This is a genomic window from Bradyrhizobium sp. LA2.1 (assembly GCF_040547725.1).
In the GTDB taxonomy this organism is placed as follows: Bacteria; Pseudomonadota; Alphaproteobacteria; order Rhizobiales; family Xanthobacteraceae; genus Bradyrhizobium; species Bradyrhizobium barranii.
On the sequence record NZ_JBEPQI010000013.1, the window covers coordinates 71,929 to 85,907 of the forward strand.

Annotated in this window: 13 protein-coding genes; 6 read left to right on the forward strand and 7 right to left on the reverse strand. The window is 65.3% G+C overall.

The window, feature by feature from the left end; all coding sequences use genetic code 11:
- Positions 1 to 144 precede the first annotated feature (144 nt).
- The gene (locus ABIB95_RS24865) at positions 145 to 324 is read left to right on the forward strand and encodes a hypothetical protein (RefSeq protein ID WP_028147633.1); all 180 of its coding nucleotides are present in this window, start codon (positions 145 to 147) and stop codon (positions 322 to 324) included.
- A gap of 149 nt (positions 325 to 473) precedes the next feature.
- Here the strand turns inward: ABIB95_RS24865 and ABIB95_RS24870 are convergent, their stop codons facing one another.
- A complete protein-coding gene (locus ABIB95_RS24870) occupies positions 474 to 1,361 on the reverse strand; it encodes a 50S ribosomal protein L11 methyltransferase (RefSeq protein WP_354242885.1) in 888 nt (295 codons plus the stop codon).
- 163 nt (positions 1,362 to 1,524) lie between these two features.
- Here ABIB95_RS24870 and ABIB95_RS24875 point away from each other — a divergent pair, with 163 nt between their 5' ends.
- Positions 1,525 to 1,680 (forward strand): Flp family type IVb pilin, encoded by a 156-nt coding sequence (locus ABIB95_RS24875; protein ID WP_094183922.1) that lies wholly within the window; start codon positions 1,525 to 1,527, stop codon positions 1,678 to 1,680.
- A gap of 272 nt (positions 1,681 to 1,952) precedes the next feature.
- Here the strand turns inward: ABIB95_RS24875 and ABIB95_RS24880 are convergent, their stop codons facing one another.
- A complete protein-coding gene (locus ABIB95_RS24880) occupies positions 1,953 to 3,563 on the reverse strand; it encodes a phytoene desaturase family protein (protein WP_354242888.1) in 1,611 nt (536 codons plus the stop codon).
- Positions 3,564 to 3,741: 178 nt separating this feature from the next.
- On the opposite strand from ABIB95_RS24880, the gene ABIB95_RS24885 reads away from it, so the two are divergent.
- Positions 3,742 to 6,021, forward strand: coding sequence for a fused MFS/spermidine synthase (locus ABIB95_RS24885; protein ID WP_354242891.1), 2,280 nt, complete (start codon positions 3,742 to 3,744; stop codon positions 6,019 to 6,021).
- Between the two features lie 110 nt (positions 6,022 to 6,131).
- Here the strand turns inward: ABIB95_RS24885 and ABIB95_RS24890 are convergent, their stop codons facing one another.
- On the reverse strand, positions 6,132 to 7,115 hold the full coding sequence (locus tag ABIB95_RS24890) for a glycerophosphodiester phosphodiesterase (RefSeq protein WP_354242893.1): 984 nt from the start codon (positions 7,113 to 7,115) through the stop codon (positions 6,132 to 6,134).
- 132 nt (positions 7,116 to 7,247) lie between these two features.
- Here ABIB95_RS24890 and ABIB95_RS24895 point away from each other — a divergent pair, with 132 nt between their 5' ends.
- Positions 7,248 to 8,510 (forward strand): hypothetical protein, encoded by a 1,263-nt coding sequence (locus ABIB95_RS24895; RefSeq protein WP_354242896.1) that lies wholly within the window; start codon positions 7,248 to 7,250, stop codon positions 8,508 to 8,510.
- Between the two features lie 2 nt (positions 8,511 to 8,512).
- Here ABIB95_RS24895 and ABIB95_RS24900 read toward each other — a convergent pair whose 3' ends face one another.
- Positions 8,513 to 9,292, reverse strand: a complete 780-nt coding sequence (locus ABIB95_RS24900) for a L,D-transpeptidase (protein WP_071917207.1) — start codon at positions 9,290 to 9,292, stop codon at positions 8,513 to 8,515.
- Between the two features lie 327 nt (positions 9,293 to 9,619).
- Here ABIB95_RS24900 and ABIB95_RS24905 point away from each other — a divergent pair, with 327 nt between their 5' ends.
- On the forward strand, positions 9,620 to 9,943 hold the full coding sequence (locus ABIB95_RS24905; RefSeq protein WP_231143126.1) for a hypothetical protein: 324 nt from the start codon (positions 9,620 to 9,622) through the stop codon (positions 9,941 to 9,943).
- A 108-nt stretch (positions 9,944 to 10,051) separates the two neighbouring features.
- Here ABIB95_RS24905 and ABIB95_RS24910 read toward each other — a convergent pair whose 3' ends face one another.
- Positions 10,052 to 10,813, reverse strand: coding sequence for an ABC transporter permease (locus tag ABIB95_RS24910; protein WP_028147642.1), 762 nt, complete (start codon positions 10,811 to 10,813; stop codon positions 10,052 to 10,054).
- A complete protein-coding gene (locus ABIB95_RS24915) occupies positions 10,810 to 11,733 on the reverse strand; it encodes an ABC transporter ATP-binding protein (RefSeq protein WP_028147643.1) in 924 nt (307 codons plus the stop codon). The genes ABIB95_RS24910 and ABIB95_RS24915 overlap by 4 nt, the downstream gene beginning before the upstream one ends.
- 289 nt (positions 11,734 to 12,022) lie before the next feature.
- On the opposite strand from ABIB95_RS24915, the gene ABIB95_RS24920 reads away from it, so the two are divergent.
- Complete coding sequence (locus ABIB95_RS24920; RefSeq protein ID WP_354242899.1) at positions 12,023 to 12,751, forward strand: hypothetical protein; 729 nt, start codon at positions 12,023 to 12,025, stop codon at positions 12,749 to 12,751.
- Positions 12,752 to 12,786: 35 nt separating this feature from the next.
- Here the strand turns inward: ABIB95_RS24920 and ABIB95_RS24925 are convergent, their stop codons facing one another.
- The gene (locus ABIB95_RS24925; RefSeq protein WP_354242901.1) at positions 12,787 to 13,965 is read right to left on the reverse strand and encodes a cytochrome P450; all 1,179 of its coding nucleotides are present in this window, start codon (positions 13,963 to 13,965) and stop codon (positions 12,787 to 12,789) included.
- Positions 13,966 to 13,979: the final 14 nt, after the last annotated feature.

Consider the following 13,979-nt stretch of genomic DNA (forward strand, 5'->3'; position numbering starts at 1 on the left):
GCATTTGGGGTCGCATCTGGCACGGACCGTGCTTGAAAATGGTCCATTCGAATTGAGTGGAGTACAGGATGCAGCAGTTGCGCTTCGTCCGGATAACAGGGAAATTCGAGCGAGTGGTTCATCTCAACGGCGAGGGGACACACGATGCCAGCGTTCATGTTTGAGAAGATTTCGCCGCCGGCCCACCGCGCCCCGGCCGCAACGACACCGAAGAAGCCGCGCGGCCTCATCAGCCAGATGATCGACCGTTTCGCCGAGCGCCGCGCTAGGCGCGCCTTGCAGGGCAAGCGCGCGACACGTCGGGACGAGAAGCCGGCGGAGTAGGGCGGTGTCGTAGGGTGGGCAAAGGCGCAGAGCGCCGTGCCCACCATGTCTCCTTGATCCCAAATAGATGTGGTGGGCACGCTTCCGCCGTCGCTCTTCGAGCTATGGCGGACAAGCCGCTTGGCCCACCGTACGGCGCCTAGGCTGCCTTACCCCATCTTCCGCAGCAACAAGCTGCTCCACCCCTCGATCCGCAGGTGCCGCACCGGCACGAGGCCGCGTGCGCGGTAGGCGGCGATCACGGCGGGGGCCTGGTGGGTCAAGAGGCCGGAGAGGATGACGCGCGCGCCGGGCGCGAGGTGCCGCGCCATCGGGCCGGCCAATTGCCTTAACGGATTGGCAAGGATGTTGGCCAGGACCAGGTCGAACGGGCCGCATCTGGCAAAGTCCGGTGCGGCAAATCCGGTTGCGCGGATCACCCGCACCTGGTTGCCGACGTGGTTCAGTGTCGCGTTCTCTGCCGCCACCCGCACCGACGGCGGGTCGATGTCGGAGGCGAGCACCGCGCGATGCAGCGCCTTCGCTGCGGCGATGCCCAGCACGCCGGTGCCGGTGCCGAGGTCGAGCAGGCTCCTCGGCCGGGAACTCTTCAGGACGTGGTCAAGCAACAGTAAACAGCCGCGTGTGGTGCCGTGGTGGCCGGTGCCGAAGGCGAGCGCTGCCTCGATCTCGATGGCAAGCTTGTTCGGCGCGACGCGGTCGCGGTCGTGGCTGCCGTGCACGACGAAGCGCCCGGCCGGCACCGGGACGAGATCTTCGAGGCTCGCCTTGACCCAATCCTTGGCCTCGACAATGTCGAAGATGAGCGTTTCGGCGATCTCGTTTCCTGCCGAAGTTACAATGAGTTCCCGCAGCCATGCCTGATCGGGCGCATCGGCGAAATGGAGCGTGACGTCCCACTGTCCGTCCGGCCGCTCGAAGGCGGCGACCGCCGCGTCGCCGTCGAAAAAGACCTCCGTGAGCACGTCGACGACGCGCTTGGCCGCGGCCTCGGTGCCGATCGAAAAGCAGGCGCGATGAGTGGGAGAAAGCTGCATTCTAGGGTTCCGTCAGTTCAATTTTTGGAACTTTTGTTCCCAATTTTCCGTATAACTTGCAGGTTCCGATTTAACCTGACTGCAGGTTGTGTCCCGTAGATTTCCGGGTGTTGGATCCAGCCAACGCATCTTGGAATTGAAACGGAGGCGAGTCTTGAAGAGCATGGTTTTGAAGTTCTGGTCGGACGAATCCGGTGCAACCGCGATCGAATACGGCCTGATCGCAGCGGGCATCGCGCTGGCGATCATCACCGTGGTGAACAGCCTGGGCACCAGCTTGAACGACAAGTTCGGTTCGATTAGCAGTTCCTTGAAGTAATTTCCGCCTCCCATTTCCTGGCGGGGGCTGTTTTTCTTTAGAGGCTGTTACCTGACGATCGCCCGCACGGGGAGTTGCCCCCGGCGGGCGAGGTCGTTTTGGGAGCACCGGAATGCCCACAGGCCCTCCACTCGTTTCCCCCAAGTTGTCCACGGCTTTATCCCGCCACTCGTCCCCAGCTTTTCCACCGCCTTGTAAGGGGCGCGCCGGGCCTGCCGCGCGCAGGCGACCCACTGCTTTCTCACAGCTCTGTCAACAGCCTGTCCACAGACCTATCCACGGCTTCCGAACAGCGAGCGGTGATCCCTCAAGATCGCCTGCGCGGCGTTGTGGCCGGGCGCACCGGTGACGCCGCCGCCGGGGTGGGCGCCGGAACCGCAATGATAGAGGCCCTTCAGGGGCCCGCGATAGTCGGCATGGCCCAGCATCGGCCGCGCCGAGAACAGCTGGTTCAGCGTCAGCGCGCCGTGGAAGATGTCACCTCCCAACAGGCCGAATTGCCGTTCGAGGTCGAGCGGGGAGAGGATCTGGCGGCCGAGCACGCTTGCCGCAAAGCCGGGTGCGTATTTGTCCACCGTCGCGATCATGAGATCGGCGACCTCCTCGCGATGGTCGTCCCAGGACTTTCCGTCGGGCAGTTCGGGCGCGACGTGCTGGCAGAACAGGCTCGCGACGTGTTTGCCCGCCGGTGCGAGCGTGTCGTCGAGCGTGGAGGGGATCAGCATTTCGACGACAGGCTCCCGGCTCCAGCCTAGCGCGCGCGCGTCGAGATACGCGCGGTCCATGTAGCCGAGGCTTGGCGCGAGGATGATGCCGGAGGTGAGATGATCGCCGTTGCCCGGGAGCGCGGTGAAGGACGGCAGGCGGTCCAGCGCCACATTCATGCGGAAGGTGCCGGAGCCGTTCTTCCAGTGCCGGATGCGCGCGAGGAAGTCCGGGGGCAGGGCGTCGGCCGCGATCAGCCGCGTATAGAGCAGCTTTGGATTGACGTTGGCCGCGACATATTTCGCGCGGAGGGACGTGCCGTTGTCCAGCACCACGCCGACGGCGCGGTCGCGCTCGACGATGATCTCGCGCACACCCGCATCCGTGTCGATCGTGACGCCGCGACCCTGCGCGGCGCGCGCCATCGCCTGCGTGATCGCGCCCATGCCGCCGATGGCGTGGCCCCAGACGCCCTTCTTGCCATTCACCTCGCCGAAGGCGTGGTGCAGCATCACATAGGCCGAGCCCGCCGCGTACGGACTGGCATAATTGCCGACGATGGCATCGAAGCCGAACAGCGCCTTGACCAGATCGTGCTCGAAGCGCTCGTCCAGCATCTCGCCCGCAGAACGGGTGAAGAGATCGAGCAGGCTGCGGCTTTGCTCCAGCGTCAACCCACGCAGGATGTTGGCGCTCTGGAGCGCGTTCACCGCTTCGCGGATCGCGTTCGTGCCAAAACCGTCGAGCAGGTTCGGCGGCGCACGCAGCACGAACTGCCGCAGCACGTCGGCGATGTCTTCCAGCTCGCGCGAGAACCCGTCGAGCGCGCTTGCGTCATGCGCACTCAGCCGCGCGACGGATTCCTTCGTCCGCCCCTCGCCGGTGAGCAGATAGCTGCCGTCGGGCGCGGGCAGGAAATTCTGCGCGCGCCGCTCGACGATCCGCAGGCCCTGTTCAGTGAGGCCCAAGTCGCGGATCACCTGCGGATTGAGCAGGCTCACGGTGTAGGCCGCGACCGAGTTGCGGAATCCGGGGTGAAACTCCTCCGTGACCGCGGCCCCGCCGACCACCTTGCGGCGCTCGACGACGCGCACGCGCAGGCCCGCCATCGCGAGATAGGCCGCGCAGGTGAGGCCGTTATGGCCAGCGCCGATGATGATGACGTCGGTTTCGCTCATGAAGGATTCAAAATGTTCCGCGGTCTTTCCGGGATGGTCCGAAGGACCAGACCCGGAATGACATCTGTATATCAAGCAATCGTCGCTGCAACATCACGAGACCCTTTATTGCCCGTTCAGGCGCCTTGTGCTCCATTGCGCGCGTCCGGCGCCCGCCGGGGTTTAAGCCGGAGCTTCCATGGATTCGATCGTGCAACCCGCCGCCACGGAGCAGCCGTCCTCGTCGCGCAACCGGCTGCTGCTGACGGTCTACACCGCCGCGATCTTCGTCAGCGCGCTGCTGCTGTTCTCGGTGCAGCCGCTGTTCGCCAAGATGGTGCTGCCGCGGCTCGGCGGCTCGCCGGCAGTGTGGTCGGTGGCGATGGTGTTCTTCCAGTCGCTGCTGCTGGCGGGCTATGCCTATGCGCATCTCTTAATGCAGATCAGGAATCGCATCGTTCCGGTCGCGGTGCATCTGGTTTTGCTGATCGCAGCCTTCGCCACGCTGCCGCTCGGCATCGCCACCGCCTATGGCGAGCCACCGGCCTCCGGCTATGCGTTCTGGCTGCTCGGCCTGTTCGTGGTCTCGATCGGCCTGCCGTTCTTCGCGCTCGCCGCCAACAATCCGCTGCTGCAGGCCTGGTTCGTCCGCACCGGCCATCCTGCCGGACACGATCCCTATTTCCTCTATGCATCCTCCAACATCGGCAGCTTCCTCGCGCTGTTGTCCTATCCATTCCTGCTGGAGCCGATTTTCACGCTGCACACGCAGAACCGGTTCTGGACCCTTGGCTACGGCCTCCTGATCCTCCTGATCGCCGCCTGCGGCGTGCTGCTGCTGCGTTCGCCGAAGCTGGCCGTGGTCGACGCAAAGACCGAGGACGTCAATGCGCCGGCGCCAGGCATCGTGACGCGGCTGCGCTGGATCTTCCTCGCGGCGGTGCCGTCCGGCCTGCTGATCGCCGTCACGGCGCACATCTCGACCGACGTCGCGGCGGCGCCGTTGCTCTGGGTGCTGCCGCTGTCGCTGTATCTGCTCACCTGGGTGGTGGTGTTCCAGTCGCGGCCGCTGTTGCCGCACAAATGGATGCTGACGCTCCAGCCGGTCGCGATCGCGGGCGTCATCGTCCTGCTGGCCTTCGGCGGCGAACAGAATCTGCTGCTGACCCTCGGCGGCCACCAATTGTGCTTCTTCGTCATCGCCATGGCCTGCCATGGCGAGCTGGCGCGGACACGCCCGGCCGCCAAATATCTCACGGGCTTCTATGTCGCGCTGTCGTTCGGCGGCATGGTCGGCGGGCTCTTCGCCGGCCTCGTTGCTCCATTCACCTTCTCCTGGATAGCCGAATACCCGATCCTGGTCGCGCTCGCCGTGCTGTGCCGGCCGCCGGCGAACGAGCGGCTGGCGGGCATCGTCAGATGGTACTGGCTGGCACTCGCCGTGCTCGCGGTGGCGCTGGTCGCGCCGTCTTACATGACCGGCGATCTCTCGACCTGGTTCGAGGATCATCGCGTCTGGGTCGCGGGGGCCGTCGGCGTGCTCGCGGCACTTCTGGCGCTCGCGCTCAACGCCAGCCGCTGGAAGATCTTCGCCACCGCCGCGCTCGCGCTGGCGTTGATCCGCGTCTATCCGGCGGACGAAGGCCGTGTCACGACGGTGCGCAGCTTCTTCGGCGTGCACAAGATCGTGGTGACGCCCGGCGGCTATTTCCACGTGCTGATGCACGGCACCACGATCCACGGCGCCGAGCGCTTCCGCAACAATGACGGCACGCCGGTCGTCGGCCGGCCCGAGCCGATCACCTATTACCACAAGGACGGCGGTATCGGTCAGGCCATCACCGCGATCCGCGAGCGCAAGGGCGCGCCGCTGAAGGTCGCTGCAATCGGCGTCGGATCGGGTACGCTCGCCTGTGCCGCCGAGCCCGGCGAAAGCTGGACCTTCTTCGAGATCGACCAGTCCATGGTCGACGCGGCGAGCGACCCGAAGAACTTTCGCTACATATCGAGCTGCATGCCGGGCCTGAAGCCGGTGATCGGCGATGCTCGCCTCACCTTCGCGAAAGAGCCCGACGGCGCTTATGACCTGATCATCGTCGATGCCTATTCGTCGGATGCGATCCCGATTCATCTCGCCACCGAAGAGGCGATGAATATCTACAAGGACAAGCTGGCGCCGCACGGCGCCGTGGTGATGCACGTCTCCAACCGGCACCTCGATCTCGAGACCGTCGTGGTCGGAATCGCCGATGCCAACGATCTGAAGAGCTGGGTCTTCAACGAGGATTCCGGACGCGACGGGGACTACATCTTCTCGACCGACGTCGTCATTTCCGCGCGCGAGGAGGCCGACGTCGGCCGGCTCGCCTCCTCCAAATCATGGGAGCAGACCGAAGCCGACGACCGGGTGCGGGTCTGGACCGACGACTATTCCAATATTTTGGGCGCGTTGTATCGGCGCTTGAGGGACGGGGAGTAGGGACGTCTTCGTAGCCCGGATGGAGCGAAGCGCAATCCGGGGGCGCTTCCGCGCGGCGACACTGCTCCCGGATTTCGCTGCGCTCCATCCGGGCTACAAGGGGAAGGCTTCTACGGCTCGACCGGCGTTCCCGCCGGCAATGCAATTCCCTTCTCGCCCGCGACTTGCCGCAGCAGGTCCGGCCTGTCCGAGATGATGCCGTCGACGCCGAGCTCGATCATGCGCGCCATGTCCTCGCGCTTGTTGACGGTCCAGACCACGATGCGCAGTCCGAGCGTGTGTGCCTCCGAGACGACCGTCTCGGTCACATCGCCGAAATAGGGCGACCAGACCGCGCCGCCCGCAGCCTTGATCGTCCGCGGCAGCGAGCCGCCGTGATCGGCCGGGCTGAAACCCGCCGTCCAGTTCGTCGCCTTGTCCAACGCCACCGTCTGGCCCGAGCCGCGCTGGAGCGTCAGGTAGACCGTCGGAATCGTGGGCGCCTGTTGCTGGACGAGCAGCAGGGTCCGCCAGTCGAACGATTGGATCATCGCGCGATCGGAAAATCCCTCGGCCTCGATCAGCCCGAGCAGCTTTGCGACAAAGCCTCGCGGATCGAGCGACTCGTCCGGATGGTTTGGATCGATCTTGGTCTCGATATTGAAACGCACGCGCGTGTTGCCGGCCTTGCGCACCAGCGCGAACAGCTCGCCCAGGGTGGGAACGCGTGTCCCCGGCACGGCCCGCTGGTCGGGGAATTGCTTCGCGTAGGAACTGTCGGGGCGGATCTGGCCGACGTCATAGGCCCTGACCTCTTCGAGCCGCAGCTTCACGAACGGTGAGCCGGGCGCGGCGACATAGGCGCCACCTGCATCGCGCGCGAGGTCGGGATTGAGCCCGCGTTCATGCGACACGACGACCTCGCCATCCGCGGTGACGCCGACGTCGAGCTCCAGCGTGTCCACGCCCATCGACAGCGCGTTGGCGAAGGCCGGCAGGGTATTTTCCGGCAACAGCGCGCGCCCGCCGCGATGCGCCTCGAGATCAAAGGCCATGGCTTGTCCCGCAGTGAGAACCGAGAGCACGATCAGGATTGTCGCGGCACGTGACGGCATCGAGGTTCGCAGCCCAGGTGAAAGGAGGAGCTTATGAAATCTTCGCCCGGTTCGTCCAGCTTCGTGGTCGACAGGTGCTTGACGGCGGCCGGGGAAGGCGGAAACTGGCTCTCAAAAAAGGGAGCCATTCATATGCGGCTTATCTTCATCGCAACGATGGCGATTCTCATGGTCGGACAGGCGCTAGCCAAGGATGTGCTTTCGGGTGCGAGCCTCTATGAAGATGTGGCACGCTATGCATCCTTCGGTCTGCACCGCTTCGGCTCTGCGGGCGATCGCGCGACGGCCGACTGGATCGCCGGCGAGATGAAGCAGGCGGGTTTCGAAATCAGCTTCCAGCCCGTCGTGCTCGGGCGGCAATATGTCGTCGAGCGGGCCAGCGCTGAAGCCGCCGGCATCTCTGTCGAGGCGACGCCATTCTGGTGGCCGCCGGAGGACAAGGCCAGCTTCCATCTCGCCGCGCCGCTCGCGCGCGATGGCGATGTATCCGGCAGGATCCTTCTGCTCGATCTGCCGTTCGATCGCGGCGCCTATCTGGGGCCGAGCCATCGTGCAGCGATCGCGGAAGCCGCGGCAAGGAAGCCGGCGGCCATCCTGCTGATGATCGGCAATCCCGCCGACGACCGCTTCGCCTATAACGTCACGCAGGAGGATGCGCCCTGGCCGGTGCCGGTGATCGTGGTCGGCGCGGCGTCGCGAGCGGTGTTCGAGCGCGCGCTCGCCTCAGGTGCGCCTGTGACCTTCGACGTCAAGGGCCATTACGCGCGCGATGTTGTTGGCCGCAACGTCATCGCCGAGATCGGGGCCGGCCGTGGGTCGGTCATCGTCGTCTCCACGCCGATGACCGGCTGGTACTCGTGCGTCTGCGAGCGCGGCCCCGGCATCGCCAACTTTCTCGCGCTGGCGCGCACCGTCGCCGCCGAGAAATGGCCTGCGCATCTTGTTTTCATCGCCACCGCCGGCCACGAGATCGGCCATGGCGGCATGGAGCTGTTTTTGAAGCACGGAGCGCCGGCACCGAAGGACACGCTGGCGTGGATTCATTTCGGTTCGTCGAACGCCTGCTATGCCTTCGCGGAAGGCGCCCGCACCGATCGGCCCGAGCAAGAGCGTTATCTCGTGCTGAGCAAATCCGCCGTCGCGCTGACCGACGAGACTTTTGCAAAAGTCGAGGCCAAGCGTCTGGTGACGGAGAAGCAGGCGGTCGGTGAGCTGCGCGACGTGCATGCGGCGGGCTACGCCAATTTCCTCGGCATGGCCGGGCGCCATCGGACGTTTCATACGCCGTCGGATGATCTTGCCGCGACCGGGCCCGAGATCCTCGAGCCGGTCGCGCGCGCCTTCGTCGATGCTGCGCGAAAGATCGTCGAACGCGGCAACGCCGCGTTCCGGTAGCGTCAGTTCTGATAGTAACCGCGCGGCTGATAGTATTGCCGGGGCTGTGGCTGATAGTAGCCCTGCTGGCCGTAGCCTTGATTGTAGTACTGCTGCGGCTGCTGCTGCTGATAGACCTGTGCGTCATAGAGCGGGCGGCTGGCCGAGCGCGGCGCGGGATAGCGCGTGCCGGTGTCGCTGCCGTCGGCCGGATAGATGTAATTGTCGTCCTGCGGCATGTAGCGGCGGGCGGGCTGCGCCGGCGGTGCGAGATTCACGGGATCGCCTGAAGTGGCGTACTGCTCTTCGGCCGGCTGCGGCGCGCGGGCGACTGCTGTGGGGTTGCGGCCGCGCGGGTTGCGGGCCAGAGCCACCTGGGCCGAGCCGGTCAGCGTCACTGTGGTGTTGAGCACGCCCTGCTGCTGCACCAGCGCATAGAGCGTCGAGGCATTCTGACGCGACAGTCGCACGCAGCCGTGCGACGCCGGCGAGCCGAGGCGGCCGACCGAGTCGGTGCCGTGGATGGCGTGCCCGACCTTGGTGAAGAAGATCGCGTGCGGCATCGGCGCGTCGTCGAATTCCTTGGAGTAGTGATCCTCTTCCATGCGGAAGGCGCGGAAGGCGCCGCCCGGCGTTTCGCGCGAGGGGATGCCGGTTGACACCGGCCAGTGATAGCGCGCGACGCCGTCGACGGCGACGGTCATCTGCTGATTGTCCTTGTCGACGGTGATCTCGACCTTGGCTTGCGCGGCGCCCGCGCTCAAAAACATCAATGAGGAAAAAGCGATGAAAAAAGAACGCATCTGGAAACGCATTTGAGTTCTGGCCTCCGGCCTGTTCACGCTAGGCGCCGCGGCTCTCCGTCCCCCGGCGTGCAATATGCCTGCAATCCGGCTTTCGTTCCAGCGGGCTGCCCGTCCATCGTTAACGCGATGCCGGGCGTAGGCAAGGCCGCTTTGTGCCGCGTGGCTGGCGGCGGCGCTGACATTTTCGCGAGCGTGCCGAGCAGTCACAACGCCGACAATTCGTCACAAAGGCGCAACCATTCGGCCGCTTCAGGCGTTGATCGTGGCTGCCCTCGACGGGCGGCTTCCGCTGCCCTTTCCCCTTTAATTCCCTTGGGACCGAAGATGAACAAAGCCCGTATCGCCGCCGCGCAATTGCCGGCCGGTTTGCCCGTCCGCCTGCTGTTCGCAGCCGCCGCCATCCTGCTCGCGCTGTTGTCGCTGCCGCAACCCGGCCACGCCCAGGGCATCGTGCGCGGCGCCCAGGAAGGCTCCTATGAAGGCAACCGGATCGCCGGCCCCGTCGGTGGCGTGGTTGGCGGCGCGGTGGGCGCCGGTGTTGGAGGGGCCGTGGGTGCGGTGGAGGGCGTGTTCGGCATTCCGCATCACCGCCATTACCGCTGCCGCGGCTACTATGACGGTTACCATCGCTTCCACTGCTACAGGTGAGGTAGTGCCGTAGCCCGGATGGAGCGAAGCGCAATCCGGGGCCGCTGGTGCGTGAGGTGACGCTCGTCCCGGATTTCGCTGCGCTCCATCCGGGCTACGGATCTGCGGTCAATTCTTCAGCCGGTAGCCCGTGCGGAAAATCCACCAGATCACGGCGAGGCAGATCACCAGGAACGCCGTCGTCATGCAGATGCTGACGGACACGCTGACATCCGCAATCTCGTAGAAGCTCCAGCGGAAGCCCGAGATCAGATAGACGACCGGGTTCAGCAGCGCCACCGTGCGCCAGCCTGCCGGCAGCATGTCGATGGAATAGAAGCTGCCGCCGAGGAAGGTCAGCGGCGTCACCACCAGCATCGGGATCATCTGGAGTTTTTCGAAGCCGTCGGCCCAGATGCCGATGATGAAGCCGAACAGGCTGAACGTCACCGCCGTCAGCACCAGGAAGGTCAGCATCCAGACCGGATGATGGATGTGCAGCGGCACGAACAGGCCGGCGGTGGCGAGAATGATCAGGCCGAGAATGATCGACTTGGTCGCGGCGGCGCCGACATAGCCGAGCACGATCTCGCCATAGGAAATTGGCGCCGACAGGATTTCGTAGATCGTGCCGGTGAATTTCGGAAAGTAGATGCCGAAGGAAGCGTTGGCGATGCTCTGCGTCAGCACCGAGAGCATGATCAGGCCCGGCACGATGAAGGTGCCGTAGCTGACGCCTTCGACCTGGCTGATGCGCGAGCCGATCGCGGCGCCGAACACCACGAAATAGAGCGAGGTCGAGACGACAGGCGAGACGATGCTTTGCAGCAGCGTACGCCAGGTGCGCGCCATTTCGAACAGATAGATGGCGCGGATGGCGCGATGGTTCATGACGTCCTCACGAGGTCGACGAAGATGTCCTCGAGCGACGATTGCGTCGTGTCGAGATCGTTGAAGCGGATGCCGGCGTTGCGGAGGTCGCTGAGCAGGCTGGTGATGCCGGTGCGCTCGCCCTTGGTGTCGTAGTCGTAGACGAGCGTCGCGCCGCCGTCGCAGACGTCGAGCTCGTAATGGCTGAGGCTGTCCGGCAGCGTCGTGACCTTGCCCTGCAGATGCAGCGTCAACCGCTTCTTGCCGAGCTTCTCCATCAACGTCGCCTTATCCTCGACCAGCACGATCTCGCCCTTGTTGATGACGCCGATGCGGTCGGCCATCTCCTCGGCTTCCTCGATGTAGTGTGTGGTCAGGATGATGGTGACGCCGGATTGCTGCAGGGTGCGCACCACCTCCCACATGCCCTTGCGCAGCTCGACGTCGACGCCGGCGGTCGGCTCGTCCAGGAACAGGATCTGCGGCTCGTGCGACAGCGCTTTCGCGATCATCACGCGGCGCTTCATGCCGCCGGAGAGCGTGATGATCTTGTTGTCCTTCTTGTCCCAGAGCGAGAGGTCCTTGAGGACCTTCTCGATGTGCGCAGGGTTCTTCGGCTTGCCGAACAGGCCGCGGGAGAAGCTCACCGTCGCCCACACGCTCTCGAAGGCGTCGGTGTGCAATTCCTGGGGCACGAGGCCGATCAGCGAGCGGGCCTTGCGGTACGAGGTCTGGATGTTCTCGCCGCCGACGAGGACCGTGCCTTCGCTTGGGTTGGCGATGCCGCAGATGATCGAGATCAGCGTCGTCTTGCCGGCGCCGTTGGGGCCGAGCAGCGCGAAAATCTCGCCGCGCTTGATGTCGAGATTGACGTTCTTGAGCGCCTTGAAGCCGGACCCGTAGGTCTTCGACAAATTGGCGACGGAAATGATGGAGGACATGATGGCCGCAGGGCTGAAAGGTAAAGACTGGGAGGGGGAGGCTGGAACCGTCCGGGGAGGAGGTCAGCGGAGCCCTGAAATAGGAATGCACTTGCCCGGCCGCAATTGGCCGGAGAAAAATGGTCTCAAAACAGCCCCTTCGGTGGCAGGTTCCGGGCAAGTGTTGCGGGATGGTCACGGCTTGTGGCTAAGATTGCCGCTCACGCGCCTCTTTGTTGCGTCTGCGAGCAGGCCGTGGCTACGATTCCGGCCAGTCGCAAAGCGTATCGTCCCCAGGGAAAACATCGAGATGAGACCGAACGGCCGTCACACCGCCGGCGCCAGCCAGTTGCCCGCCCTCCGTGTGTGGGCGATCTGCCTGCTCCTGCTGTCAGCTGTTGCCATCAGCCCGACCACAGCCAGGGCGGCGCCGAGCCAGTCCGCTGCCGCGACCACGCATGTCTACCTCCTCCGCGGCGTGCTCAACATCTTCTCGCTCGGGCTCGACACGATCGGCTCCCGCCTCCAGGCGCAGGGCGTCCAGGTGACCGTCGCGAACTTCGTGTCCTGGTCCTCGCTCGCCGATGAGGCCGCGGCCGACTACCGGGCCGGTCGCGTCAAGACCATTGTCCTGGTCGGCCATTCCTCCGGCGCGACCGCGCTGCCGGACATGATCGCCAAGCTCAACCAGCTCGGCGTGCCCGTGAAGCTCGCGATCGGCCTCGATTCCGTATTCAAGACCAGGCTGTCGACCGGCGCCGAACGCTACATCAACATCTATATCGGCGACGGTCCCGGCGAGCCTGTGCGCGCTGCGGCTGGTCTCCGCGGCAAGCTCGACAATGTCGACGTCCGCGGCACCGGCGTTGGCCACATCTCGATCGACAAGAGCGAGGCGATCCAGCGCCGCGTCATCGGCGAGATCGACGCCGCCATCATGCGCTCGCGCGCCCCGGCAGGTCCGGTCGCCGAACCCGGCGCACCCAGGGCCCCGCGGCAGGCGCGCTCGGCGGCGGCGACGGCTCCGGCCAGGAACTGAGGGCGCGTCGCGCCCGCAGCACCGCGTGATGCCGCCTAAGCGGCGGTCACGCGGACCGGCATGCTCTCCAGCCCGCGCAGGGAATTGTTGAGCCTGCGTTTCGGCTCCGCCGTGAGCTCGATGGTCTTCACGCGCCTTGCAAGCTCGCCGAAGATCAATTCGCCTTCCAGACGCGCGATCATCTGGCCGACGCAGGCGTGAATGCCGGCGCCGAAGCCGACATGTCCGGTCGCACTTCGTTCGACATCGAAGCGGTCCGCGTTGTCCCAGCGCGCGGGATCGCGGTTGGCGGAGGCCATGAACAGCAGCACCTTGCGGTGCGCGGGGATCACGCCGCCGCCGATCTCGACGTCGCGCGAGGTGGTGCGAAAGAACGTCTGCACCGGTGAGTCGTAGCGCAGGCCTTCCTCGAAAGCGTTGCGCGCCAGCTCCGGCTTGTGGTGCAGCTTGCGATGTTCATCCGGGTGCGTGGCGAGTGCCAGCAGGGTGTTCCCGATGCCATTGACAGTGGTGTCGATCCCGGCGGTGAGGAACGGCCGCACCAGGTGCGTTGCTTCGTGCTCGGTGATCTCGCCGTCGTCGGCCGCCTGGTAGATCATCATGCCGAGTCCGTCGGGCTGCAACGCGTCCCGGGCGCAGCATTCCATGATCCAGCTCTGAGCGGCGAGGCCCGCCTTGCGCGATGTGGCCAGCATCTCGTTCTCCGGGCCAAAGCTGTCGAACACGAAGGTGCTCCAGGCCAGCAGCCTCTCGCGGCCATCCGGCCGGATGCCGATCGCATCCGGAAACACTTTCATGGGATAGGCCTCCGCAAGATCGGTTACGGCATCGAACGTGCCTCTGTCGATCAGCTCCGAGACCTTCCTCTCCGCTTCTAGCTGAAACGTTTCGCGCAGCTTCCTTGCGACGCCCGGAGACAGCGTGCGGCCGAGAACCCGCCGGCCCTTGTCGTGATCGGGCGGGTCGATCTGAAGCGTCAGCGGCTTTGGCAGCGCAGGATTCATCCCGTTGAGGCCGACACCCTCGCCGCTGATGAAGGTCTTCCAGTCTTTCAGCGCCGCCTCGACTTCGGCATAGCCTGCCATGGCCCACACGCCATACCGCTCCAGCGCGAACGCAGGCCCGAGCGCGCGCAGCGCTTCATAGGCGGGATAGGGGTCCATCAGGAAGTCGGGCGCGAACGGGTCGATCGGACTGGATGCAATGCCGCTCATGGTCAGCTCCCGGC